We start from the raw sequence: 24048 nt of genomic DNA on the forward strand, positions 1-24048 counted from the left end.
CGTTCAGGCACATCTGGACCGTCTTGAGATCGGCATAGCGCGACGTCGCCGGCCGGCCGGACCGCAGTTCCTACTGCCGGGGAAGCCAGTCGCCCTTGAGATCGCCGATCTCCAGTTCGGCAAAGACCCGCTGGAAGACGCGCACCGCCTGGTCGTAGGTCTCGCGCGTCTTCTTCTTCCTGTTGGCGTCCTCCTTGCCGTCCGGCCGGGGGCCGAGATTCTCCAGCCGGTAGCTCTCCAGCAGATCCTTGCAGGAGAGTCCCTCGATGCGTTCGATCGGCCAGTGCGACATCCGGATGCGCCGGCCCGACCTGCGCGCGAGGAAGACGAGGGCCTCGAGCCGCGCAGCGTCGGGCTCCTTGGCTTCCAGCACGTAGACCCGCGGCGCCACCGCCACGCCGCCTCCGGCCTCGGGTCCGGCCATCTGCGGCGCCTTGACCGCGAGCACGTAGCGGTCCTGCTTCCGGTCCTTGCCGCCGGACTTCTTCGGCGCCGCCTCGAAGCGGACGTACCAGGTGCATCCGCGCGGCGCGCGTTCGAGGAAGCGGCCCGGATGGACCAGCGGGACCTCCTCCAGGTCCGCGACGGCGAACGTCCGCCTGAACAGTTCGCCCGACATCGCCCTCGCCTCGGCGAGCGTCAGGTCGAGGCCGTCCGGATTGGTCGAGGGCGCGATCCGCAGGAGGCGGGCGTCGTCCGTCGTCGGCATCGGCTCGTTCTCCTTTCCGCTTGCGGACATGCGTCCTCGGGGCGACGGACCGGCGCACTTCGCGCCCCCGCCAGAAACGACGTTCTAAATCCAAATGTCCGGTCGGCCTTAGCCGCCTCGGCCGCCCCTGCCGGGCAGCAGCGAGGCGAGATGGGCCTCCCAGTCCGCTTCCGAAGGAGGGCCGCCTTCCGGGGCGGAGATCCTTCGGCATTCCGACATCGCCGCGAGCGCGGCGCGGGTCGTGTAGATCCGGCCGGCGATCCGGGCGTGGCCGAGATCGCCGTTCGCGATCGCGGTCCGCAGGCTCGACAGCGTCAGCGGCCCGCGCGGCCACAGCAGCGCCACGGCCTCGTGCAGGCCCATCAGCTCGTGCTCGTCCCACCGGGCCGGATCGGGCCGCCGCGCCACGCGTTCGGGCGCGGCGCGGCGGCCCCCGCCAATTTCTCCATTTTTCCTGCGGGTACAAGGGGGTGAGCGGGCGTCCGCGGCCCGCCCCCCGCCGGCGCCGGCGCCGCCGTTCCGCCGGTCGCGGCGCCCGCTCACGCCCGCTGCCGCGCCGGCCGGCGCGCCGATTCCGCCATCTGCCGCAGCGCGCGCTTGCAGGTCATCAACTTCCGCGCGAGCAGGACGGTCTCGAGCAGACCGGCCCGGTAGGCGGTGCGCAGCGTGCTCGCCGTGAGCGGGCCGTGCGGCCACAGCAGCGCGGCCGCCTCCGCGAAGGTCAGCAGTTCCTCGTCCGCCCAATCCTTGGGATCGGGGCGGGCCGCGATGCGTCGGGGCAGCGGTGCCATGCAGATTGCTCCATCCGTCTGTTCAAGGATTCGCGCCTGGTCGCGCGCTCGGCGGTCCGCGGGCTCACCGCTTCGCCCGCCCGTGCCCGACGGTCCGGCGGCCGGGCCGGCCGGCCGGTCCGGCGTGCGTCGCGCGCGCCGCTCCGCGGTCCGGGGCGAGCAGGCCGCGCGCGATCGCGGCGACCTCGTCCCCGGACAGAAAACGCCTGTCGGCGAGCCGCCGGGCCACGGCGAGGACGGCGGCCCGGTTGGCCTCGACCAGCCTCTCGGCCCGTCCCTCGAGCTCGCGCATGTGGCGCGCGACACGGCCGCGCAGGTCCGCATTGAACGCGATGTCGCGCAGCAGGTCGTCGCCGGCGCCGAGATAGACCAGGTCCTCGCCCATGCCGAAGCTGCCGTGGACGGAGGCGATCATCGCGGTCGAGGCGCCGATGTCGCTGGACCGCGCCCCGCCGCTCGACGTCGAGATCGCGCCGCAGAAGATCCGCTCCGCGGCGCGGGCGGCGAGCCCGACCACGACGCGGTCCTCGATCCCGCGCCGGGTCGACAGCGGGTCGTCGCCGTAGTCGACGACGGTCCGCCCACCCGACTCGCCGCTCGTCCGCAGCACGACGTGCCGCACGGTGCCGACCGGGATGGCCAGCGCCGCGATGGCGTGCGCAGCTTCGTGGACGCTCATCCTGAACAGGCGCCCGGCCGGGATCTCCTGCACCGGCAGCACCGCACGCCTGAGGTCGTCGACCGAAAGCGGGCGGCCGGCGTTCCTCGCCGTGCGGCGCGCAGCCCGCACCGCATACATGACCTCGGCCCCGGTGGAGCCTTCGAGCAGCACGCCGAGTTCGCTCAGATCGTCCTCGCGCAAATCGCTCTCGAGATGGAATCGCAGAATGTTGAGCGCGCCGGCGGCGTCCGGGCGGGGGATCTCGATGATCTTCTCGAGCCGCCCGGGCCGCAGCAACGCGGGGTCGACGCGGTCGATCATGTTGGTGCTGCCGATCACCACCACCCGGGCCCTGCCCGCCAGAGCGGAATCCAGCAGCAGAAGCGCCTCGGAGACCAAGACATTCCACCACTCGCGCGAGCGGTCTGACATCGTTTCGCGGTTGGGCAGCGCGTCGACCTCGTCGAGGTGAAGGATCGCGCAAGGACTCGCCAATGCCGCAGCGCGCTGGAACGCGCTTCTCATGGATCCCAAGACGGCGTCGAGATACCCTGATCCTCCGAACCATCCGCCCACCGAGGTCGACACCAGCGGGATGCCGCCGCAGGCCGCCGCGAGCATCGACGGGAAGATCGACTTCCCCATGCCGGGCGGCGAGTGCAGGCAGATCCCGCGGTCGATGTCGCGCCAGGAAATCGGGTTACCCGAAGCCTCTTTTCCCGCGCCTTCCTGCGCCCGGTACGCGGCGACATCCAGAGCGAGATCCAATCCCCAACGGCGCGCAGGTCCGTACTCGACTGCGGTCTCGAGCACCGGCACGCGGGCCGCCGTTCCGCGCCCGGCGTCGGCCGCCGCCTGAAGCCGCCGGACGATGTCGCGCGCTCCCGTGCCGGGCCTGAAGGCGGCAACGATGTCGTGGAGATCGAGGCCGGCGGCGAGTCCGTCCGGCAGCTCCCCGGGCGAGCGCCGCGCGAAGCGGCCGATCGCGCGCTTCAGCACGGCGGCGTCCGGCGCGGCGATGCGGATCGTCACGTCGGCGCCGGCGCTCAGGGCGGTCGGAAGCAGCGCCGCGTCGGCGGCGACGCCCATGACGCACATCCCGCGGGACAGGTCGCGGGCCACGTCGTCGGAGCCCACGGCCGCGTTGCGCCTGCGGTCCGCCCCCTCGCGCGTATGCACGCACCAGCGCGAGCCGAGCACGGACCTGGCGTGGGCGGCGACCGGCACGACCCAGGCCAGGGTCGGGACGACGATCACCGCCGCCAGCGCCTGGTTGTGCCGCAGCCGGCGACGGAGATCGGAAGGCACCGCCGCTTCGAAGGCGGCACCGACCACCGCCGTCACGGCGCTCACCCGCCGACGGGCCGGACGCGGCTGCGGCTCGTCCTCCTTCTCGATGTCGAAGTCGGCGTCGGCATCCTCCGCCGCGTCCTGCCCGTGCAGGTCGGAGAGCTTCTTCCGCACCATGCGGAAGGTGATCCTGGGCGACTTCTTTTTTCCGGTCTTCTTCACGTGCGGCACCTCACGGTCGTGGCCGGCCCGATGCGGGCCGAGGCCAGGTCGATTTCGAGCTGGTCGTCGCAGGCGAGCGACAGCACCGCCGCCGCCGGATCGCGGTCGGAGCGGACCGACTGCAGCAGACGGCCGAGCGGGAGCGGCCCGTCCTCGGCGAGGATCTGGAGGATGCCAAGCCGCAGACCGATCGCGACGGGTTGGCCGCGGTGCGACCAGACGAAGTCGACGTTGGAGCGGCGGGGCTCGGCGGCGAGATGCTCCGAGGTGACCACCAGCGAGCCGACCCCGAGCCCGCGCAGCGCGATGCCGCGCAGGATCTCCTCGTCGAAAGACCGTGGGAGACGGGCCGGCACCACGTCGAGCACGAAGGACCCGTCGTCCCTCGCGACCACGACCGCGTCGACCTCGACCGGCGCGGCCCCGACGGGCGCGGACGCGACGTGGTGGATCGCACGCACGGCCGGATCGAGCGACGACTGCACCAGCGCCGTCCTGAGCGCGGGATGCCGCGCCGGGATCGGGCCTGACGTCGTCTTGGCCGACACGAAGAGGTCCGGGCGTCCCCGGTGGGCCGTAGGGCCGAAGTCGGGCGGGTGCATCGTCTACTCCGAGGGTCGGCGGCGGGGGCGACCGAGCTCCACGAACCGGTCGTCGGAGCGGTCGTAGAAGCGGAAACGCGAGCGCCAGCGGCCGCCGACGAGCCGGCGCTCGACCTGGAGATTCTCGAATCCTTCCTCGAACTCGATCGCGGGGCGCCCCTCGGCATGCGCGGCGCAGCGCGTCGCCAGCCAGCCGCCGCCGCGAAGCACCCCGAACGCGCCGCAGACATCGCAGGTCGTCGCGCTGCGGGCCTCGGCGAGGTCGACGGCCTCTTCGAGCCGCGCGGCAACGTCCGGGGACGGCGCACCGCGCCAATCGATACGCAGGGTGCCGTACTTCTCCTGGACGGAAACGATCCGCACCGTGCCGCCGTCCGCCTCGACCGCGGCCCGGATCCGCACGCAGGCCCGCTCCAGCACGTCGCGCCAGCCGTCGCCGCAGCACGGCCAGCCCGCGGCGGCCGGCGGATCGCCGACGGGACCGAACAGGTCGGGGTAGGATTCGACGAGCGATCCGCGCCAGTCGGGACGGGTGGACGACGCCATCGTCAGGCCTCCCCGCGCCCGAGGTCGTCGAGGTCGTCGATCTCGACGAAGGCGTCGCTCTCGAAGACGTAGCGGGCGCCGACCACGACCCGCAGCCGGCCCTTCACCGTCAGCTGGACGAGATGGACGTGCTCCATCCCGGGACTGCGGGCCGGGATGCCCTTGGCGTGCCCGGGGCAGCGGGTCGCGAGAACCCCGTCGGCCCGGTACAGCCGGCCCCGGGCGCCGCAGAGTTCGCAGACGCACAGGGAGCGGGCCTCGGCCAGGTCGACGGCGGCGCGGACCGCCGCCTCGCTCGCCGCCGAAAGCCGGCCGGCCCACCGGATCCGGAGCGCGCCCTGGCTCTGCCCGATAGTCTCGAAGCGGAAAGACTCGCGAGGCTCGAGCGCGGCGGCGATCCGGACGCAGCAGCGGTCGACGACGCCGGCCCAGCCCGGGCCGCACTCCGGGACGCACGGTTCGCGGCCCGGCCTGGCGAAGAAGTCCGGAAGGATCGACGCCAGATCGGCCCGCCAATCGTCACGCTGCAGCACGCCCGCCATACCAACACCTCACGCCTACACAACAAATGTTCTTGCTTTGTTCTATGGCCGAGGCTGCCGTATCGAGTCAATAGATTCTATTGAGGTGATAGACCTATTTCAAATAGGTCTATGAGGATCGCGATCTTTCGGGACTTTCCGGGGCGTTTCAGGTTATCGAGGTCGTCGATCGATGTGGAAATCGGCCGCGCGGAGGCCCGGGGGCTTGCCGCCTTCCGACTGCCGTGGAATTTTCGCCCCCGATCCAACAGCATATGGGCGACGGGACCGATGGCGGAAAAGAAGAAGGCCGGGAGACCGGGACGGAAGCCGCCGGCCGGCGGCCCCAAGAAGCAGCTTCTCACCTCGCTGGATCCCGAGATCATCAAGAGGATCAAGTCGGCGGCCGCGCTGCGGGACACGACGGCGTCGCTGGTGATGGAGGAGGCCGCCAGCGAATGGCTCGAGCGGCACCAAGACGGGAAGAAGTGACGAACTTGCCCAAAGCCGCGCGATTGACAGGCTCGGTCGTGCGTCCGAGCTGTCGCCGTCCCATTCTGGCGGGATAACAGATCCGTGGATCTGTCGTTCGTGCTGTTGACTGACCGCATTCGGTCTGCGCGGGATGGACCATCTGCTCGGGTTGGACCATCGAGAGCGCTCTTTTGTGGGGCGGCAGCAGACGAACGAAGCAGTTCAGAGCGCGATCGCCTCGTTGACACTTACTAGCTTACGCCTGACCTTCGCGGTACGCAGCGAATCCACGGCACGAGCCGAAACGAGGACATATGCCGACTGCCGTCTCATTGTTCAGTGGTGCGGGCGGATTCTGCGAAGGTGTGCGCCTCGCAGGTTTCAAACTCGCATGCGCTGTTGAGATGGATCCATATGCCGTGCGAACCCACGGCGCCAACTTTCCAAAAGTGCCCATGTTCAGCGGCGACGTTTCGCGCTTCTTGGTCGAGTCCCAGCCTGGTGTCCCGTCCAAGCGGGACCTTATCGACAGCGAAGTCGACCTCGTTTTCGGCGGTCCGCCTTGCCAGGGGTTCAGCCAGATCGGACCGAGGGACCTGAAGGATCCCCGAAACCTCCTTTATCTGGAGTTCGCCAGAGTGCTTAGGGCGCTCAAGCCGAAGCTCTTCGTGATGGAGAACGTACCGAACATGGTCGCGATGAAAAACGGCCATTTCCGCGATCTCATCTTCTCCGCGCTCAGGTCTGCGGGCTACCGGAACACGATTCTGATTCCGCTGACCGCTTCGCAATTCGGCGTGCCGCAGCACCGTAGGCGCGTCTTCTTCGTCGGTAGTAGGGACGATCTGTCGGCGCCGGATGATCTTGCAGTTCAATTCGGCCGCTATCTAAACGCCCATCGCAGCGAGCGAGAGGTCACGGTAGACGAAGCCATATCTGATCTGCCGCGCTCCGTCTCGCCGGATGATGGGCCGCTGGCTTACCCGAAACTGCGCCTCAAGAAACTCTCCGACTTCCAGCGAGCCATGAGACTGGACATGGATAGTCCGCTTGTCCCGAAGTCATGGAAAACGTCGAACCTCAAGGGAGAGCGATCGCTCTTCAATCATCACACCAAAGGAATCGAAAAGCGAAGACAGCGAATCGTCAAGGCTCTCAAACCCGGCGCCGCCGGCGACTCTCTTCCAAAATCTCTCTGGGACGGATCGCGACCATACAAGTGGCGCCGGCTTCATCCGGACGAGCCTTCATATACGATACTCGCTCAAATGCAGCGCGACCTGTCCGAATGGATACATCCGAAGCACGATAGATGGATCACAGTGCGAGAGGCCGCAAGACTGCAGTCTTTCCACGACGGCTTCGTCTTCGTGGGAAGCGAGCGCCAGCAGCTCAAGCAGGTGGGAAACGCCGTGCCTCCGCTGCTGGGCTATGCTGTCGCCGCCGCGGCCAGAAAGCTGCTGAAGACGATCTAAGTATCGGAAGCGCTGTCAAGGATTCGCTGCCGCCGTCGCCTCTTGCCACCAAAGTTTCGAACTAAATCGCAGAAATCGGTTGTCGCTATTTTGCGCGTGTGCCTAAACTAGGATTCAACTCGGAAGAACGCGGTCAGGGGCAGGATTCATTCTATGGAACGGCGCGGTGCAATCTGGCCATGATCACGCTCGACCATGTCCAGTCCTTGGCGCTGCGCAGGTCTGCGTCCGCATCGGTGGATGTCGGAGGGCGCAGCGGCACCGGCAAATCGACTCTCGCGAACGCAATCGCGGCCGAAGCGGCCCGAAACGGGAAGACATGCCTTCTCGTCGGGGACAGTGCAGTCCTCGGTTTCCCGCTCGGTTACTCGGTCGTCGGCGACATCCATGGAGTTCTGGCCGAGCGGGCGCAGCTGACGCATCCGTCCTCCGCGCCACAGGAGGAGCCGCGGCATCGCGATCTCCTGGCCGGCCCCGTCGCCGCGCGGGCAAGGTCGAATCCGGCGGCGGCGCGCGCGGCGCTTCTCATGCTCCAGAAAGCGCAGCAGATCCTCACATCTCACGGGCTCACGCCAGGGGAAGTGGAAGCAAGCGTCGCTTTGAGCCGCGAACTCTCGGAGTCGGCGATCAACTCTCTTTCGCTGGCGACTCAGGATGCATCCCGCATTGCTGACATGCTCTGGGCGGGAAATGCGCGCACCGGCCGAAGCATCAAAGACGTCGACGACGCCGTCGCAGGCCGCCCAGCCGACGTTCCGGTCAACGAAGAGGCCCTGAGCCTGATTCTGGCCAGCGATCAGGACTACGAACGGGATATCGCCAGGCTTGTTTCGGGCCGCCATGAGGTAAGAGAAGAAAGCCGGGCTTCCGCGTCGGTAGCGAGCCTGCTGCGGCCGCGCTCGTCGCACAAGACGTTGTCCGAGTATCACAGGTACGCGTCGTTCATGGCGAGGACGATCGGCGCGGCCGTCGCGCTGATCAAGAGGCACGGAAATCTCAAGGCGGCCCTCGGCGCCGCCGGCGAGGACGAGGCCGCCAAAGCCATCGGTTACTTCATGCGCATGCGTCCGGACCAGGGAGCGCCTGCGGCCGTGAGGACGTTCGAAGCCGCGCTGCAGGATTATCGCCACGACAGCGCCGTCCTCGAGCCTCTGGTCCAGGAGTTTGGAAGCCGTACGATCGAAAGCTTCAAGTCGGCGGCTCACTCGCCAGACGGTCTGCCATCTCAGGACATCGGCTCGCTTGTCCAGAAACTCCGCGAAGCCCGCTACGCCGCGCGGCATCTGCCGGCCCATCTCGCAACGTTGAGGGCGGCTCTTTCAAGATCTCTTTACGAGCGTGTGCGAAGCGGTCCGATCGAAGATGCAAGGACCGCCGTTACGGCCGGCTCCACGGATCATCGCTCGAAGGCTGCCACCGAGCTGAGGCAGCTGCGCGAGCTCTTCGCCAGCACGGGCTTCGGCGACATATTCGAAGCTCCGCCCGATTTTGCCGCTCTGGTCGAAAACGCTTCGCCGGCGATCATCGAGACGGACGAGCCGGCCCAATCCTACGGCGCCGGCGTCCTCGACCTGCTGCTCGAGCTAACGACCGCCGACGAGAGCCGCGCCGCCCCGGCCTGGCCGGCCTCGGTGGTCAGGGCTCGGAGCGCTCAAGAGGCCGTCGAGGCGTATAGGCGGCATGGCCGCTTCGATGTCGTCGTCATCGACGATATCCTGAACATCGCGGAAGACCCCAGACGCGAAATCGAACGGGCAGGGGCTCTAACGCACCGGATCGGCCTAGATTCCGACGATTCCATAGCCCTTGAAATTCCGCATCGCCAGTCGGACGCAGCCGTTGCCGCCGCCGCTTCAGGGCAGTCGAACCGCTGGCTCGGCTCGCCGACGGGGATCGGGATCGTGGTAAGCTCGGATCCGACGCTCGGCCCCGAGAAACTGCCCGCGGCGGCCGCCGGTCTTGCTGCGAAGCTCCGCCAAGCGGGATTCAGAGCTCTTGTTTCGCCCGCGAGTGAAGATGCTGACATCGTCGTCGCATTCGCCGACACGGCACGCAATACCGATCTGCGAGAAGCAGCCGCGAACGCTCGGGAAGGCATCGTCGTGTTTTGCCGGACGAGCGAATTGGGCGAGCCGGTACCCGCAGATCCGAGGATCACGGCGGACATCAAGTCCGCGCAGGCGTTGGGCTGGAAGATCATCCGGACCACCTTCGAAGGAACGGTCCTGGAGAAGGACGGGCGGCTGGCGCTCTTCGTTTACGAAGCGACGGCGCTCTCGCCGCGCGACGAGACCGTCGCCAACATTTCCCGGCGGCTGGAAGGATTGGGCTGGCGCCCGATCGTATCGTGGAACGGCGCGGAGCGGAGCGTCGCCGAACTCGAACATCTGCTTGCAGTCCAATCGATAGCGGCAACGCCGGCTTCAGCCCTCAAAATCATCGGTGAGTTCGATCCGCACGAACCCCCGCCCACAGAAGGCCCGCCCGAAGACGGCCCTCGTCCCAACGCGAACTCGCCGCCGGAGACGGCGGCACCGCAGGCGGTTTCCCCTCCCAGTGAGCCCGGTCCGAACGAAGGAGCGAGCGGCCAAGTCGGAGCGGATATTGATGGAACGGGCAGCCTTCGAGTCGCCCAAGCGCATGCCGCTGAAGCGTCTGAGAACCTCGACACGCCGCTCGACTACAGCAGCCCCGCCGCAATCGACGAGGCCGAAGCGGAGGGAGAGTCAAGCCCGGTCCTTATCGATCAAAGGGAGGATTCGGGACCCGAGGAGGATCTTGACGATTCTCGCTCTGCAGACGACGCCGTAGCGGCGGCCATAGAACCCGATGACGTGCCCAAGCGAGCGAAGACCGAAGCGGAGTTCGCTTTTTCCGGCTCTTCCACGATCTTCAAGGACAGGCGGGGATCCCGGCGGGCCGCGCCGGCGCGCGACTCCGCCGATCCCCGCCAAGAGCGCCGGGGCACGGCGCGCGTCAGACAAACCGAAGCCAAGCTCCGCCTCGTCATCGATCGCCGGCGGAAGAACGTGCAGCTCGCAGGGGTTCTATCGAGGTCCGACGGGTTTCCCGCGGAAATCGAAATTGCTGGCGATTCGGTTCTCGCACTGAACGAGTCGCGCTACAGCGACATTGAGATGGACTGGACACCGGACCTGCTGCGCGGAGAATTTCGCCGATCGGACGAAGTCAGGCGCCTCGAGTGGATGCGCAGCGCCCGCCGGATTCACCTATTTGCCGCCCTCGCGGGCGAAGCCGAACTGATTTCGGTATCCGCCGCGGAGACGGGTATTGAGTACGCGATCGTATGCTGCGACACCGACGCGGCTGCCATCGAGCACGCGGCGGAGGCGGCCGGCTCCGCTTCCCTTCGCCGTCTCGCCGGCTTTGAGGGCGTCCCGGCAGGCTGGACGATCTTAGAGAGCTACATCCCCAAGCGTGCTGCCCCCGGCCTGGCCGAATGGCTGAAACCGCTCGACCCGGGCGCCGCCACCCGCATCGTTTTCAGCGGCGGGATGAGCATCCGGGCCTCCGCGTACGCCGACATCGAGCCGCCGCGAATCCTTCTCGAAGGGCTGCCCTCCAACTGCGAGGTCTTCATCGGCGGAGTGCCCGCCGCGAAAGAGGACGACGGAAGCTGGACGGCACCGGGATGGGCCGAGGCCGGCAAACATCTGATCGACGTCGTGCCTGGACCTTCGCAAAGCTACGAAATAATCGCGGACCCCGCCTGGGGATTAGGCTGGGAGCCGTGGGGCGCTCACGACAGCCTTGCTGCACCGCTCGCCGGATTGGCCTGTGTATGCGGAGCGATGGTCTTCTCGCAAGGCGGGCGCACCGTGCTCGCTACTGAATCGGCCACCAGCGTGACGGCGCTCGGCGCACGGCACGAGATGCAAGGGCTCGCGCTCCGTAGGGATGTCCCGGCGTCCATCGCGGCTCTTCCGTTCGAACCGCTCTTCGTGATCCTCTCGTCGAGCGGCCGACGGAACAGCAAGATTCTCGTCCTCAACTATCTCGCCGGCACGAGCGCGGGTAAGCCCGCCAAGCTCGATAGCCGCTGGATAGCGAAGGTGCGAGATGTCGCGGCACGGCGCGTGCCGGTCCGGCCCCAGACTCAGGCGGCGCAAGCCGCTTGGCGCTCGGCGACGCGCGAAGCCAGGCGCTGGAGGCGCACGCGATGACGGAGCGCCTTCTTGAATGGCTTTCCTATCGGGGAAACGGCCGGCCCAGCGATCTTCCCTCAGAACTCCTTTCTGACGGGAGCGCGGGACACGTGCTGGCCGACCTCTCGATACTCGGCCACCTTGAGCGAGAAGAGGACAGGTGGCGCATCGCTCCGCCGGTTCTCGCTGTGCTCGGCGACGGATCCGAAGAAGCCGCTGCGGCCATACTATGCGGCGCGAGGACACGCGGACTGGTCGCACGCTTGAAGACTGCATGCGAAAGCCGCGGCGCCGATCTGAAAACCATCGTTCAGCCGGGACGTCCGGATTGCATCCTTGTGACGGCCGCGACGACCCTTGATCTGTGTTCTATCGCTTCCGACGCCTCGCTCAATTGGCAGCGAGATGCGGCTTTCACTCTGCTTGCCAGCCTGCCTCGCATCTCGGAATGGCCGCGCGAGCCGATCCCGATGGTCGCCGGCCGAACACAAAGCGTACGGCGGTTTTCCCGTTCCAGGCTGCGATGGATCGACACCACGCTGGACGAAGCTCAAGCAGCCGCGCAGGGTCTCTTTGAAATCAAGCGCGACTGGGACACGGTCATCGTCCTGAAGGAAGGCGCGAACTCGCAGTCGCGGATTGAAAAGGCCGCAGGCCGTCTCATTGTTGCAGCGAAGACGAAGAAGCTCCATATCGATCTCAACTCGAGCTCCCTGTTTCTTCCTGCGTCGCTGAGACCCCCGACGCTCGTGACGCGCGCCCTTGTGCTGTGCTCCGGCAGGCTTCCAGAATTCGTGCAGAATACGCGTCAGATCGTCTTTCGCGGCGTCGCCGGACGGGCAGCCCGCCTCGCGGCCGCGATACTGGGATTGAGGTTGGCATGACGGACGCGATGGCGGTCTTCAACGGGCTGAAGCAGACTTATCTCCGCTATTTCGACAGCCCGTTTGATCTGAGGTTCGACGAGCTCGTCAACGAAAGGCGCCGCCTGCTCGATCGCGACGGGGTACTCTATCGCGACCCTCTCATCGAGCCGCAGCCGCCCTACGCCAGCAGCAACATGGACATCGTGGAAGCCGCACGTGACGTTCTCAGCGGCGCTCCCGGCTGGACCGCGCAAACAATAGCTGATTTCGGAGAATTCGCGGCGAGCGGACTGTTTCTCCCGCGCGGAGCGGATCCGATCCGGCTGCACAGCCATCAAAAGGAGATGCTGGAGCTATCCACCGTTCGCGGGCGTGACGCCGTCATTCTGACCGGCACAGGCTCAGGCAAGACAGAGTCCATTTATCTTCCCGTGTTCGCCGCCCTCATCAAGGAGTCGGCTGCCTGGGCCGCTGCCGGCGGCCGGCCCCGAAACGACTGGTGGAACATGATGCCGCCGCCCGGATCCGGACGAACGACTCATCATCCGCGCATCAGCCAGCGAGGATTCGAACAAGGATCCAGGCTGCCCGGTTTGCGCGCGCTGGTCATGTATCCGCTCAATGCGCTTGCCGAAGATCAGATGACGCGGCTCCGGCTATCGCTCGACAGCGACCGTATCCGAAATTGGCTTGCAGCACGGAGACCGGGGCACCGTTTCTGGTTCGGCCGCTACATCGGGACCACGCCGCTGGCGGGGCGGTCGTCTAGCATGAACAAGGAGTCCGAGCTACGCAACGAGTTGAAACGACTCGACAATACTGCGGCTGCCGTCCGAGGACGCGAAGCCGAGCGCTTCTTCCCGCGTCTTGACGGCGGAGAGATGTGGAGCCGCTGGGACATTCAGGAAGCACCGCCAGATATCCTCGTCACGAATTACAGCATGCTCAACATCATGCTGATGCGCGATGTTGAGGCTCCGATCTTCGAAGCCACAAAGACCTGGCTCGAGGCGAGCCCGGAGCATGTCTTCCATCTCGTCGTGGACGAACTCCACGCCTATCGCGGAACTCCGGGCACGGAGGTGGCCTACATCCTTCGCGTACTGCTGGACCGCCTCGGCCTCGATCCGGAGCATCCTCAACTCCGCATCCTAGCGTCGAGCGCGTCGCTGGGGTCGGACCCCGCGAAAGCGCAAGACTATCTTCGCCAGTTTTTTGGAAGATCGCGTCCGTTCGAACTGGTTCGGGGAGGTTCGGTCCCCATCGCGCAGGGAGTTCGCCAGCGGATTGCCGGCCTGGGTGCCGCTTTCGCCGCCCTCGGCGCCGCCATCGAGACGGGCAGCGACGCCTCCACCAATGCAGCGATCGATCGTCTGGCTCAGGAGGCCTCGATTGCGGCTCCTGATGCCGCTCTTTCGGCGGAACAAAGACTTGGTAGCGCGCTCGGAGAGCTTTCGCTAGGCGAAGCCGTCCGTTCGGCGTGCAACAGCAATACTGATGACGAGCCGGTCATCCGGCCGCTGACTCCGGCGCAAATCGGCGACTGCCTGTTTCCGGGAAGCAGCGCGCAAGACGCCGAAGCCCGCGGGCGCGGCGTCGTCGCCTCTCTCGCTCGATCTGTGTTGCAGGACGGGTCGCCCATCCTGCCGATCCGCACGCACTTGTTCTTCCGCAACATCCAAGGGATCTGGGCTTGCACAAACCCCGCGTGCACGGAGGTGGCCCGAACCGACGCGGATATCCTGATCGGACAGATCTACGACAGGCCGATAACGACCTGCCCGTGCGGCTCCCGCGTTCTGGAGATGCTTTACTGCGAGCCATGCGGGGAGGTCTTCCTGGGTGGCTACCGCAAGGAAATTCGCCCGAACGTGTGGTCGCTCGTTCCGGACGATCCCAACATCGAGAAGGCGCCCGACCACTCTGCGAACGACCGCGAATACACCAATTATGCCGTGTACTGGCCAGCCAGGACTGCGCGCGGCCTTCAGAATCCTCAGCGAGAGAATTGGACGCAGGACAATCTGCAGCGCAGGTGGATGAAGGCGCACTACCAGTGCCAGACGGGTGAGATCGCGGCTGCAAGAACGGCTCAGTCGGCCAACGGCTGGCTCTATTACGTGCCCGGCCACCACGCGGCGAATCCTCCGGCCGCGCTGGCGACGCCCTCGGCCCGCAACGACCGGCCGTCGGTCTGCCCGCGGTGCGACAGCAACTGGAGCAAGCTGGCAAGCGCCGCGCCGATACGTACGCAGCGTACAGGTTTCCAGAAGACGGCGCAGGTTCTCTCCGATGCGCTGCTGCGCGAGATCGCGCCTGTCGACCCGGCGCAGCCGGAAGATTCGCGCCGCAAGCTCGTTCTCTTCTCCGACAGCCGCCAAGACGCTGCCAAACTTGCCGTCGGTGTGGCGAAGTCGCATTGGCTCGACGCCATGCGCCAAGTGATCGTGGAAGGGCTCGACGGCCAGGCCCAAGGGATACTCGCGTTCGAGCGGCGCGTTTCGGGCGCACCGCTGACGCAGGAAGAGACCGACTTGGCGAACCAGTTCGCCGCGGCGAACCCGCACGTCGCTTCGGCGCTATCGATGGTAGCACTCGGCCTCGGATCGTCGCAGTCGGCGGTCGGAAACCTGACGCAACAACAGCTGGCCGATCGAGAGCTCGCTCAGGCGCGCGATGGCACCTTGCCTATCCAGAATCTGCAGGCCGAAGCGAGGCGACGGCTGCTCCGAGCCGGCATGAACCCGGGCGGTGTCGATCGAAGCGTTACCTGGTCGGACCTCCACCGACAGCAAGGGGATTGGGCGCTTCTGTTCGACTGGCAGCTGAACCCGCCCGGCTTCAAAGGCAATCTGGCTCCAGCCCAAAATTCTCACCGCCAAAGGATCGAAGAAGCCGAGCGCGGAGCGATCGCGGAATCGATCTTTTCCGGGGGCCGCCGGGATTTCGAATCGCTGAAGCTAGGCGTGGTGACGTTCGATCCGCTCTTCCGTCCACAGGCCGACGATACGCTCTATCAGGCAGCAGAAAGCTGCATACGGATGCTCGGCAAGCGCCGCCGGATCACGACCCACCGCGCTACGGACAACGACGGCAGAATTCCGAGATACGTTTCCGACTATCTCGACGAGGTCGCGAGGCTGAACGGACGGGATCCGGGCTCTTTTCAGGCGGACGCCGTAGGCCTGCTAACGAGGTCGGGCGTCCTCAACCAAGGGATTCTGGAATACGACAGACTTTTCGTGAGGCGCCGCAACGAAAATTTCCACCAGTGCGGCCGATGCTCCCGAATCCATCTGCACTTCAGCGGCGGCATCTGCAGCAACTGCCAGGCGGAGCTCGGCGCGCCAGAGCCTCTCACCGATAGCCCGGACGCCCTCGACTATTACAGCTGGCTCGCCACGCAGGCCGGTCCGATCTTTCGCCTGAATTGCGCCGAGATGACCGGTCAGACGGACAAGGCCGTGGCGAAGAACCGCCAGCGGCTGTTCCAGAACGTCGCCATCGACGGAGAGCACAATCTCACGGACTTTCTCGACCTGCTCAGCGTTACGACGACCATGGAAGCCGGCGTCGACATCGGCTCCCTGCTCGCCGCCATGATGGCGAACATGCCGCCCATGCGGTTCAACTACCAGCAGCGTGTCGGCCGGGCGGGCCGGCGCGGGGCGGCCGTTTCCATTGCGCTAACGCTGTGCCGCGGCCGAAGCCATGACGACTACTACTTCCAGAGGCCGGACCGGATCACGGCAGACCCGCCCCCGCCGCCTTATGTCGACACAAACAGGCCGCAGATCTTGCGGCGCGTCCTGAACAAGGAGGTCCTGCGTCTGGCGTTCAGCGATCTTTCGCTTTTCGCCGACAACGCAGGCGACAGCGTCCACGGCGAGTTCGGACGCGCGGACGCTTGGGAGCAAACGCCGGCGGTCGCGCCCGCCGGGTATGCTGGAGCGACCGTTGCGGATATCGTTCAGGAATGGATCGACCGTCATCCCGCCGATGTCGAGCATGCCTGCGATCTGCTTCTCGCCAACACTGTGCTGGCCGGCGATCCAGGAGCGCGCGCGGCCGAGCTAAACTACATCCGCACCGCGCTCGTCGCCGCCGTGACCGACGCAAGCCGTGATCCAGGTCTCATCCAGGAAGGTCTGAGCGAACGCCTTTCGAACCGCGGCCTCCTCCCGATGTTCGGTTTCCCGACCCGGTCTAGAAATCTCTATCATAGCGAGCCGCACCGATGGCCGCCGCACGACGTCATCGACCGCGACCTCGAGCTCGCGGTCAGCATGTTCGCGCCGGGAGCCGAAACCGTAAAAGAGAGGGCGATCCACACCGCGGTCGGCGTCGTTCGGTACTTTCCGCAAGGGCAGACGGTCGCGGAGGATCCCGATCCCCTAGGGCCGGCCGTTCACGTCGGGCTGTGTGGAAACTGCCAGAACGTCCAAACCACAAACCCGAACGTTGGCGCCTGTCCGACATGCGGGGCGGTGGCCGGAAACGAAGAGCGCGAGTACCGGGTCCTCGATCTCCGGCAGCCGAAAGGCTTCATGAGCTACTATTCGAAGGCGCGGGACTACGACGGGGTCTTCGACTTCGTGCCACGCGCGGCCAGGCCGAAGGTCGGGCGTCCCACCTTCCCGATAGGGCCCCATCTGAACTTCGATGTCGGCGCAGGTGTCGACTATCTCTATGTGATCAACGACAACGGTGGGGATCTGTACCACTTTTCCCAATATAAAACAGGCTCCGCAGCACGCGTCGACATAGGCATAGCGCACGCTACCGAGGCCAAGATAGCCGGCCGGCGTATCGCGACGCCGCAGATCAACCCGATCGGAGCGCCGATCGATTGTGCGCTCGCCGCGATCAGCCAGACGGACATGATGCTGATGGGCATCAGGGACTACGGGCCCGGATGTGCCGCCGATCCATCGACACCAAAAGGACGAGCCGCGCTCTATTCGCTCGCGTTCATGCTGCGCCGAGCGGCTGCGGTGCACCTCGACATTCAAGATTACGAACTCAAGTGCGGAATCCGCAGCAACGAAGACGTCGCCGGCGGGCTCACCGGGCAGGTCTTCCTGGTGGATACACTGGAAAACGGGGCGGGCTACGCCACGCACATTGGGGAACCTCAGCAGACCGAGCATCTGCTTCGGATGATCTGCGAGCCGACGCAGCATCATTTCTTCGAAACCCTGACGGCCAGCCGCCATGCGGATCACTGCGATGCCTCTTGTCCGGACTGCCTGCGCAGCTACAGCAATCTCCAGTATCACAATCTTCTCGACTGGCGCCTCGGGGTCGACATGGCTTCGCTGGCGTTGAACCCTGCCGCCCTGATTACGATCACGTCGCCATTATGGAGCCGCGTCGCGAACATCGCCCGCCTCACGCTCGCGAACGCGCGTCCCGGAAGTCAGCAGACTTCGTTCGCCGGACTTCCGGCCATAACCTACGGCAGGAACGTTGTTATCCTCACGCATCCCCTTTGGCTTACAAACCGCAACAATGTCGGCCCCCAGTTGGCGCAGGCATGGGACGAAGCTGAAGCGGCCGGTTTTCGCATTCACCCCACCGAAACGTTCGTCTCCGTGTTCGAGGCGCTGCGGCAGCCGTTCTAGCCATGGCGCCGACGCTGGCCATTACCCCTCTCGCAAATACCAGCCCGACGACCGCTGCCGAAATGTCGCTCTGCAGGCTGAGAGCAGGGCTGTCGATGTGCGCGGCGGCCGATGACTGGGTCATTCATGATCCGCGTCTATGGCTAGGCAAGGCCTATCACTCTCTGCTGGAACGCGTCCGCATCGAGCCTGCGGAGACGGATCCTGAGCGCGTTTGGGACAGCGAAATATCCGCAGCCGTTCGGCTCGCTTCCGGGCACCAGTTCGACCGGCGGTATGGCGACCCTGTTCGCTGGCCTTCCTACTTCCTCATCCGCCAGCGGGCTCTCAGCGCTGCCGCCAGCCTCCGCTTAAAGGCCCTCCCATCGGACCGGCGGCTTCCGAACGGCGCCGCCGGACCGATCCGGTCCGGAACCGAGAAAAAGCTGGTTGCGAGGGCGGGTAAACTAATTGGCCGGCCAGACCGGTTCGACCGCACCTCGGTGACCGACTACAAGTCGAACCTTCCGGATGCAACGACACCATTGGGATCGGAAATCCTCGAACGATACCGGCGCCAGATCCGCATCTACGCGGCGATCATCGCCGAGGTGCTTGGATTCTGGCCGAAGAAGGGGATCATCGCCGGTCCTTCGGATACCAGCATCAAGTTCGACCTCGATCCGTCCGAATGCAACGCGGAGGCTGACCGTGCAGTCAAAGACCTCGACGATTGGAACGGCGCACTCTCATCGGCCCGAGACGCCCTCCACTTCGCGAACCCGTCTGCGCCTTCGTGCCAGAATTGCCGGTTTCAACTCGTCTGCCCGGCCTTCTGGGCTTGGCTTGGCACGATGCCGGGCCTGGTTCGGACTCCGGGTGCCACGGCAGCGGCCGCTGGACGCCTGAAAGCGGTTCAACTGGGAAACGACGGCGACCTGCAGACGGTCACACTATCGAACGCAATCTCGACCCTACCCGGCGCATGCGAGTTCAGCATGGTCACGCGCCAATCCATTCACGGAGATGCTTTCGCGAGTCCGCCCGGCACGGACTACAGGATAGTGGGGGCCGGCTTTCGGCGCGACGGGCGCCTGTCGGCGGAGGTCGCAACGGTGTTAGTGCCGACACAGCAGATTCCAGAGGTTTCGCTCTGGACCGGCGGAGCCGCGCATGACTAGCTCCGGCAATCGAGTGTCTACGTCTAAGCTTGGCAAGCTGCTTCCGCGGAGCCAGCGCAGTCCGCTGAGCAAGGGCGAGGCGATGGCAAGGATTCGGTCGAAAGACACAAAGCCGGAGCGCGTCGTCCGAACGCTCCTGGCCAGCTCTGGCGTAAAATACCGAATGAACGTGCGCGATCTTCCAGGCAAGCCGGATTTCGCGAACAAGAGTCGCAGGTTCGCGATCTTCGTCCACGGTTGCTTCTGGCATTCGCATGCAGACTGCAAACTGGCTTCTGATCCGAAATCGAACCGAAACTACTGGCAACCGAAGCTCGACAGGACGAAAGCGAGGGATGCCGAGCACGTTCGGAATCTCGAGCGGCGGGGATATAGGGTCCTCACCGTCTGGGAGTGCGATACGCGCCGTCCCGGCGCGGCGGCGCAACGCATTGCGGATTTCTTCGGGCGACAGGAAGTCTAGCCGATGCATTTATTTGAAGGCGACGATATGCTCTCGGACTTCGCGGCCAGGCATGGGCTCAGCTTGGGAGAAGTCGTCGAACGGGAAAAGCTTGCGATACATGCAACGATCACGGCAAATGCGTCCGTCACCGCCGCCTACTCGAAGCTTGCCGATGCCGAATTGGGCGATCCTGCCGTAGGCCTCCTCCTCAATATGCTCCACCGAAACTCCGAACTTGCGGAGGCGGCGATCGTTGCGTTCGTGACGGGCTCGGGATCGGCTTCGGAGGTCGTGTCGCGCGCCAGCGTGGAATCTTCGGCGAATATCGCGTTCATCCTGGCCGGCGATACGACGGGGCGCCTCCTTGCCTACTTCGACCACTACTTTCGGAGCGTCGACCGCCAGGTGAAGGCCTGGCGGAAGGAAAGTTCGAGCTTGTCCGGGGCCGACGCCCAGATTCACAATGCTTCCGCCGACAGAAGACAGGAAGCCAACGAGATTCTTCGAGATTTCGTCAAGCAGGCGTTCGGGGCTCAGCACCTCGAACAGTGGCCGTCCAATATCGAGAAGCGCTTCAGCGAGCTAGGTAGGGGGTTGTCGTACCGTACCTTCTATGCGCGAATGAGTTCGGAAGCGCACGGCGATGCGGAAGAAACGATCCGCTATTTCGTCGGACGCCTGCAATCGCAGGAAGTATTCGAAGCGATGGCGCTCGAGACGGTCTGGAATAGCCGGCTCTTTCTCTACCACGCAGTCGCAAACTTTCTGGACGCCTCGCTTTCCTACTGTCGCCGCTACGGTCTTTCGGAAGCCGGCGTCGGCATCGCCCGGCTTCGTGCAGACGTGGAGCGGGAGCTCGAGAATATCGCAAAACACACCGGTTCCGGAGTCGAAGAGCTTGGGCGGTGAGGAGCGCTTAAGCCGTCAAACCTCCTTTCGGTGAGAACGCGCGCTGGCTCCTTCGCCGCAGCCTCCTTCCGGCTTCTCCGAACATCCCCTTCAGCAACAGGATCTTCTTCGGGCCGGCGATCCCCATCCAGGGCTCCTTCATCGCTTGGGCTCTACGTCTCCGCACCAGGGCTCCGCGCAACGCCTCTGACAGGTCGACGAGGTAGTCGCCCTTCGGCTCACCCCGGCCAGTCTTTTTCGCCACCGGACTCGACTCTTAAGTTCATGTTATGTTCTACTTGGCTATGACTGACCGCCCCGCCAGCTGGCGCATGCCGACTAGGAAGCAGATGGAGAAGATGGCCGCTGCCGTCGGCAAGAGCGCGCGGCCCTCGCCGGGACTGGCGCCGGATGATGACCTTCCCCCGGAATACTGGCAGGCGCTCCTCGACGACGCCGGTGCCGACGGCGGCAATTCGGGCCCTACTGCGTCCGGACGGCTGCTGCGGCTCGGCCAGATTCGTGAGCATTTACTGAGGGTGGGCTGCCGGCGCTGCGGGCGGACCGTCGAAATCCAGAAGGTGGATGCTCTCAGGCTGTATGGTCCGGAGGCGACGTGGGGGGCGGTAGGCCAACGGCTGCTGGACAACACGTGCACGCAGCGGACGGGGCGTCATGAGGAAGACGGCTGCTGGCCGCAATTTGAGTAGGTGCCGGCGATGGCGCCGAAGCACCACCCGACCCCTCTCTCCGGAGGCGACCGCAAGGCGCTCGCCAAGGAACTCGGCAAGTCTCGGGCGATGACCTCGATCCTGGCCGCCCAGTCGGCCGACGCCCGGGCGAAGGGGGAAGCCCTGATCCGGACGGCGGACAAGCTCCTTGCGGAAAGCTGGAACGAACGGATGTGGGCGGACGGCGGGCCGATCGACCCGTCTCCCACGATCGACCAGGCGGTGGGCGGCGGCTACCCGTGGCTCGAGATCGAGTGCTCCCGCTGCAGGACCAAGCGGGACGTCGATTTGGCCGCGCTGCGCCATCCGCCGACCACCTTCGTCCACGACTTGGCAAGCAGGCTCCGCTGCAGCAAGTGCGCCAAGGCCAATCGCCGGCCGCCGGCGACGCTGCTACAGTTGGCGCAGCGCCCCCGCCAGGCCGCTCCGGAGACCTGAAGGAGAGAGCAAAATGTTCATGCGCTGCCTGCTCTTAATCACGAGTGTCCTGCTCACGGTTTCGCAAGCCAACGCAAAATCACAAATCGACGATCTGGTGGATCGAGCAAAAAAGGGCGACCCGGAAGCTCAGTTTGAGTTGGGTAGCCGTTACGCGCCGAATACGCCTGGTGGATATCAGACCTTACCCAAAGGAGATGAGTCCATGTCCGATGGAAGCCGGGTCGAGACAAATTTCCAGTCGGCCGTCGACTGGTTGCGTAGAGCCGCGGATCGCGATTACGCGCCAGCCCAGTTCGCGCTAGGTCTGATTTTATATCAAGGAGACGGATCTTTTGAAAATCGTACAGACGAAATCGAATCAGCGCGGTGGCTGAGAAAATACCTGGAAAACACTCGCGCGGATAAGGCGGATGCGGCGAAGGCTCAATTCATGATTGGGATGGAATACCAATTCTTCAACAAGTGCGACCCCTATTGGACGCGCAGCCGTCCTGGAGATCCCATATCATTCGATGGCCTGTACTGCGGAGATGCGCGCGAAGGCAAACATTTGACGGAAGACTATCCGGCTTCAGCACGATATTTGCGATTGGCTGCTGAAGCCGGCTATCAGGCCGCTCAGTATCAACTGGCCAGATTGTACCAAAGCGGAAAAGGCGTTCCACAGGATTACCAAGAAGCGGCGAAATTGTATCTGTCGGCCATCGGTTCGGGTTTCTCTCGCGCACGCGGGCCGCTGGGTAAGCTGTACGTCGAAATGGGGGATTTGGTATCGGCACACATGTGGTTCAACTTAGCTGCCGTAACTGACGATCGATGGGCCGCCGAGGAACGAGATAATATCTCTCAGAAAATGACGCCCGCTCAGATTGCCGAAGCACAAAAACTGGCAAGAGAGTGGACCAAGACGAATGCGAGGTAGGGGCAATCACGATGTGCAACCTCTACAGCATCACCACTAACCAAGCCGCCATCAGCGCGCTCTTCCGCGTGGTCAACCGGTACGTCGGCAACCTGGCGCCGATGCCCGGCGTCTTTCCGGACTACAAGGCCCCGATCGTCCGGACCGGCGCCGAGGGCCGCGAGCTCGCGACCGCACGTTGGGGCATGCCGTCGTCCTCGAAGGCGCTGATGGACGCCACCAAGAAGCGCGCCGAGAGGCTACAGGCCAAAGGCAAGACCGTCGATTTCAAAGAATTGCTCCGGATGGAGCCGGACGGCGGCACCACCAACATCCGCAAGGTGAAGTCCAAGCACTGGACGCGATGGCTGGGTCCGGAGCACCGCTGCGTCGTCCCGTTCAACTCGTTCAGCGAATTCAACAAGGCCGAGGGCGGGGACATCTGGTTCGCGCTCGACGAGACCCGACCGCTCGCGTGCTTCGCCGGCATCTGGACCAACTGGACGTCGGTCCGAAAGGTGAAGGAGGGCGAGACCACCAGCGACCTCTACGCCTTCCTGACGACAGAACCTAACGCCGAGGTGGGCGCCATCCACCCGAAGGCGATGCCGGTGATCCTGACGACGCCTGAGGAGGTCGAGACCTGGATGACCGCGTCTCCGGATGAAGCCCTGAAGCTGCAGCGGCCCCTACCGGACGGCGCGCTCCGGATCGTCGCCCGCGGCGTGAAGGAAGATGCGAGGGGCGCATGACGTTGAATGGTCTACCGAGCCCGGCTCAAGGTTGCATCGTAGAGCCGGCGTCCACAATGTTTGAGCTAGGGACGGGATGAAGATGGGGAAGCCGGAAGAGCCTTACATTCGCATCATCGTGGAGACCTACCGGGAAAGCGGGGGAGGTTTGCACGGCGACTTGCATGTGCGTCCAGTCGCCGGTCAGGGCATACCCCAAAATCTCCGCGTCAGATTTCCCAAGACCCTGCGCCGGGCCCACGATTTAGGTACGCATTTCCTAGTCTACGCCAAGGTTACCGACAGAGAGGGCGGAAACGAATTCGTTCACACCAATCATGCCTGGGACGTCGAAGTGCTCGGTAAGCCGGGCACTTACACGATGAAAAAGCTGTGACGGCCGGCCCCAGGCGCGACGGCGACACGGAACACGTGCACACGCCCGTGCCTCTGCATTTCGGAATCCCTGACCTGTGCTAACCGCCCGGAACAAGCCGGCGGTCGCAAGGATTCGTCTCGGCAGGAGCTATCTCGATGCTGATGACAAAGGAAAGGCCGAAGGCGATCCGCACCATGCGTGGCTGGGCAATCCACGTGCTGCAGGAGTCCGGTGCCATCCACGAATGCGAGGAACACGGCTGGGCGAAGGACCGCGCCGACCCGCACGCGCGAGAGCGAGCGTTGCACTTGGCCAGGCAGGAGCCGCCTGACGGCCTATCTCCGGACGAGGCCGTCGCCGAACTCCAGGACGTGCTGGAATCCATCGGCGACACCTGCCCGGAGTGTCTCCCCTAAAGCGCGGAG

21 protein-coding genes are annotated in these 24048 nt (G+C 65.1%); 14 read left to right on the plus strand and 7 right to left on the minus strand.

Features of this window, described 5'->3' with window-relative positions; translation table 11 throughout:
- Positions 1 to 70: 70 nt before the first annotated feature.
- From GWG67_RS36165 to GWG67_RS36195, 7 genes are all read right to left on the minus strand, one after another.
- The gene (locus GWG67_RS36165; RefSeq protein WP_275174459.1) at positions 71 to 739 is read right to left on the minus strand and encodes a hypothetical protein; all 669 of its coding nucleotides are present in this window, start codon (positions 737 to 739) and stop codon (positions 71 to 73) included.
- A gap of 78 nt (positions 740 to 817) precedes the next feature.
- Positions 818 to 1072, minus strand: a complete 255-nt coding sequence (locus GWG67_RS36170; protein WP_275174460.1) for a hypothetical protein — start codon at positions 1070 to 1072, stop codon at positions 818 to 820.
- Between the two features lie 176 nt (positions 1073 to 1248).
- Positions 1249 to 1500 carry a hypothetical protein gene (locus GWG67_RS36175; RefSeq protein WP_275174461.1) on the minus strand — a complete coding sequence of 84 codons (252 nt, stop codon included), beginning with the start codon at positions 1498 to 1500 and terminating at the stop codon, positions 1249 to 1251.
- 64 nt (positions 1501 to 1564) lie between these two features.
- Positions 1565 to 3673 carry an AAA family ATPase gene (locus tag GWG67_RS36180; protein ID WP_275174462.1) on the minus strand — a complete coding sequence of 703 codons (2109 nt, stop codon included), beginning with the start codon at positions 3671 to 3673 and terminating at the stop codon, positions 1565 to 1567.
- Positions 3670 to 4275, minus strand: coding sequence for a hypothetical protein (locus GWG67_RS36185; RefSeq protein WP_275174463.1), 606 nt, complete (start codon positions 4273 to 4275; stop codon positions 3670 to 3672). The genes GWG67_RS36180 and GWG67_RS36185 overlap by 4 nt, the downstream gene beginning before the upstream one ends.
- 3 nt (positions 4276 to 4278) lie before the next feature.
- A complete protein-coding gene (locus GWG67_RS36190) occupies positions 4279 to 4821 on the minus strand; it encodes a hypothetical protein (protein ID WP_275174464.1) in 543 nt (180 codons plus the stop codon).
- A 2-nt stretch (positions 4822 to 4823) separates the two neighbouring features.
- Positions 4824 to 5363, minus strand: a complete 540-nt coding sequence (locus GWG67_RS36195) for a hypothetical protein (protein ID WP_275174465.1) — start codon at positions 5361 to 5363, stop codon at positions 4824 to 4826.
- Between the two features lie 270 nt (positions 5364 to 5633).
- Here GWG67_RS36195 and GWG67_RS36200 point away from each other — a divergent pair, with 270 nt between their 5' ends.
- From GWG67_RS36200 to GWG67_RS36265, 14 genes are all read left to right on the plus strand, one after another.
- Positions 5634 to 5834, plus strand: a complete 201-nt coding sequence (locus tag GWG67_RS36200) for a hypothetical protein (RefSeq protein ID WP_275174466.1) — start codon at positions 5634 to 5636, stop codon at positions 5832 to 5834.
- Positions 5835 to 6130: 296 nt separating this feature from the next.
- Positions 6131 to 7291 (plus strand): DNA cytosine methyltransferase, encoded by a 1161-nt coding sequence (locus tag GWG67_RS36205; RefSeq protein WP_275174467.1) that lies wholly within the window; start codon positions 6131 to 6133, stop codon positions 7289 to 7291.
- Between the two features lie 179 nt (positions 7292 to 7470).
- Positions 7471 to 11475 carry a hypothetical protein gene (locus GWG67_RS36210; RefSeq protein ID WP_275174468.1) on the plus strand — a complete coding sequence of 1335 codons (4005 nt, stop codon included), beginning with the start codon at positions 7471 to 7473 and terminating at the stop codon, positions 11473 to 11475.
- Positions 11427 to 12341 carry a hypothetical protein gene (locus tag GWG67_RS36215; protein ID WP_275174469.1) on the plus strand — a complete coding sequence of 305 codons (915 nt, stop codon included), beginning with the start codon at positions 11427 to 11429 and terminating at the stop codon, positions 12339 to 12341. The genes GWG67_RS36210 and GWG67_RS36215 overlap by 49 nt, the downstream gene beginning before the upstream one ends.
- A complete protein-coding gene (locus GWG67_RS36220; RefSeq protein WP_275174470.1) occupies positions 12338 to 17947 on the plus strand; it encodes a DEAD/DEAH box helicase in 5610 nt (1869 codons plus the stop codon). Before GWG67_RS36215 ends, GWG67_RS36220 begins: the two co-directional genes overlap by 4 nt.
- Positions 17948 to 17949: 2 nt before the next feature.
- Entirely contained in the window at positions 17950 to 19107 is a 1158-nt protein-coding gene (locus GWG67_RS36225; protein WP_275174471.1) for a PD-(D/E)XK nuclease family protein, read from the plus strand.
- Complete coding sequence (locus tag GWG67_RS36230; RefSeq protein ID WP_275174472.1) at positions 19100 to 19570, plus strand: very short patch repair endonuclease; 471 nt, start codon at positions 19100 to 19102, stop codon at positions 19568 to 19570. Before GWG67_RS36225 ends, GWG67_RS36230 begins: the two co-directional genes overlap by 8 nt.
- A gap of 3 nt (positions 19571 to 19573) precedes the next feature.
- Entirely contained in the window at positions 19574 to 20461 is an 888-nt protein-coding gene (locus GWG67_RS36235) for a DUF5677 domain-containing protein (RefSeq protein WP_275174473.1), read from the plus strand.
- A gap of 329 nt (positions 20462 to 20790) precedes the next feature.
- A complete protein-coding gene (locus GWG67_RS36240) occupies positions 20791 to 21150 on the plus strand; it encodes a hypothetical protein (protein WP_275174474.1) in 360 nt (119 codons plus the stop codon).
- A 9-nt stretch (positions 21151 to 21159) separates the two neighbouring features.
- A complete protein-coding gene (locus GWG67_RS36245) occupies positions 21160 to 21609 on the plus strand; it encodes a hypothetical protein (RefSeq protein ID WP_275174475.1) in 450 nt (149 codons plus the stop codon).
- A 13-nt stretch (positions 21610 to 21622) separates the two neighbouring features.
- Complete coding sequence (locus tag GWG67_RS36250; protein ID WP_275174476.1) at positions 21623 to 22534, plus strand: tetratricopeptide repeat protein; 912 nt, start codon at positions 21623 to 21625, stop codon at positions 22532 to 22534.
- A gap of 11 nt (positions 22535 to 22545) precedes the next feature.
- Positions 22546 to 23265, plus strand: coding sequence for an SOS response-associated peptidase (locus GWG67_RS36255; protein ID WP_275174477.1), 720 nt, complete (start codon positions 22546 to 22548; stop codon positions 23263 to 23265).
- Between the two features lie 76 nt (positions 23266 to 23341).
- The gene (locus tag GWG67_RS36260) at positions 23342 to 23641 is read left to right on the plus strand and encodes a hypothetical protein (protein WP_275174478.1); all 300 of its coding nucleotides are present in this window, start codon (positions 23342 to 23344) and stop codon (positions 23639 to 23641) included.
- Positions 23642 to 23778: 137 nt separating this feature from the next.
- Entirely contained in the window at positions 23779 to 24039 is a 261-nt protein-coding gene (locus GWG67_RS36265) for a hypothetical protein (RefSeq protein ID WP_275174479.1), read from the plus strand.
- The last annotated feature ends 9 nt before the right edge of the window (positions 24040 to 24048 follow it).

The sequence above is a fragment of the Bradyrhizobium sp. CSS354 genome, assembly GCF_029051725.1.
In the GTDB taxonomy this organism is placed as follows: Bacteria; Pseudomonadota; Alphaproteobacteria; order Rhizobiales; family Xanthobacteraceae; genus Bradyrhizobium.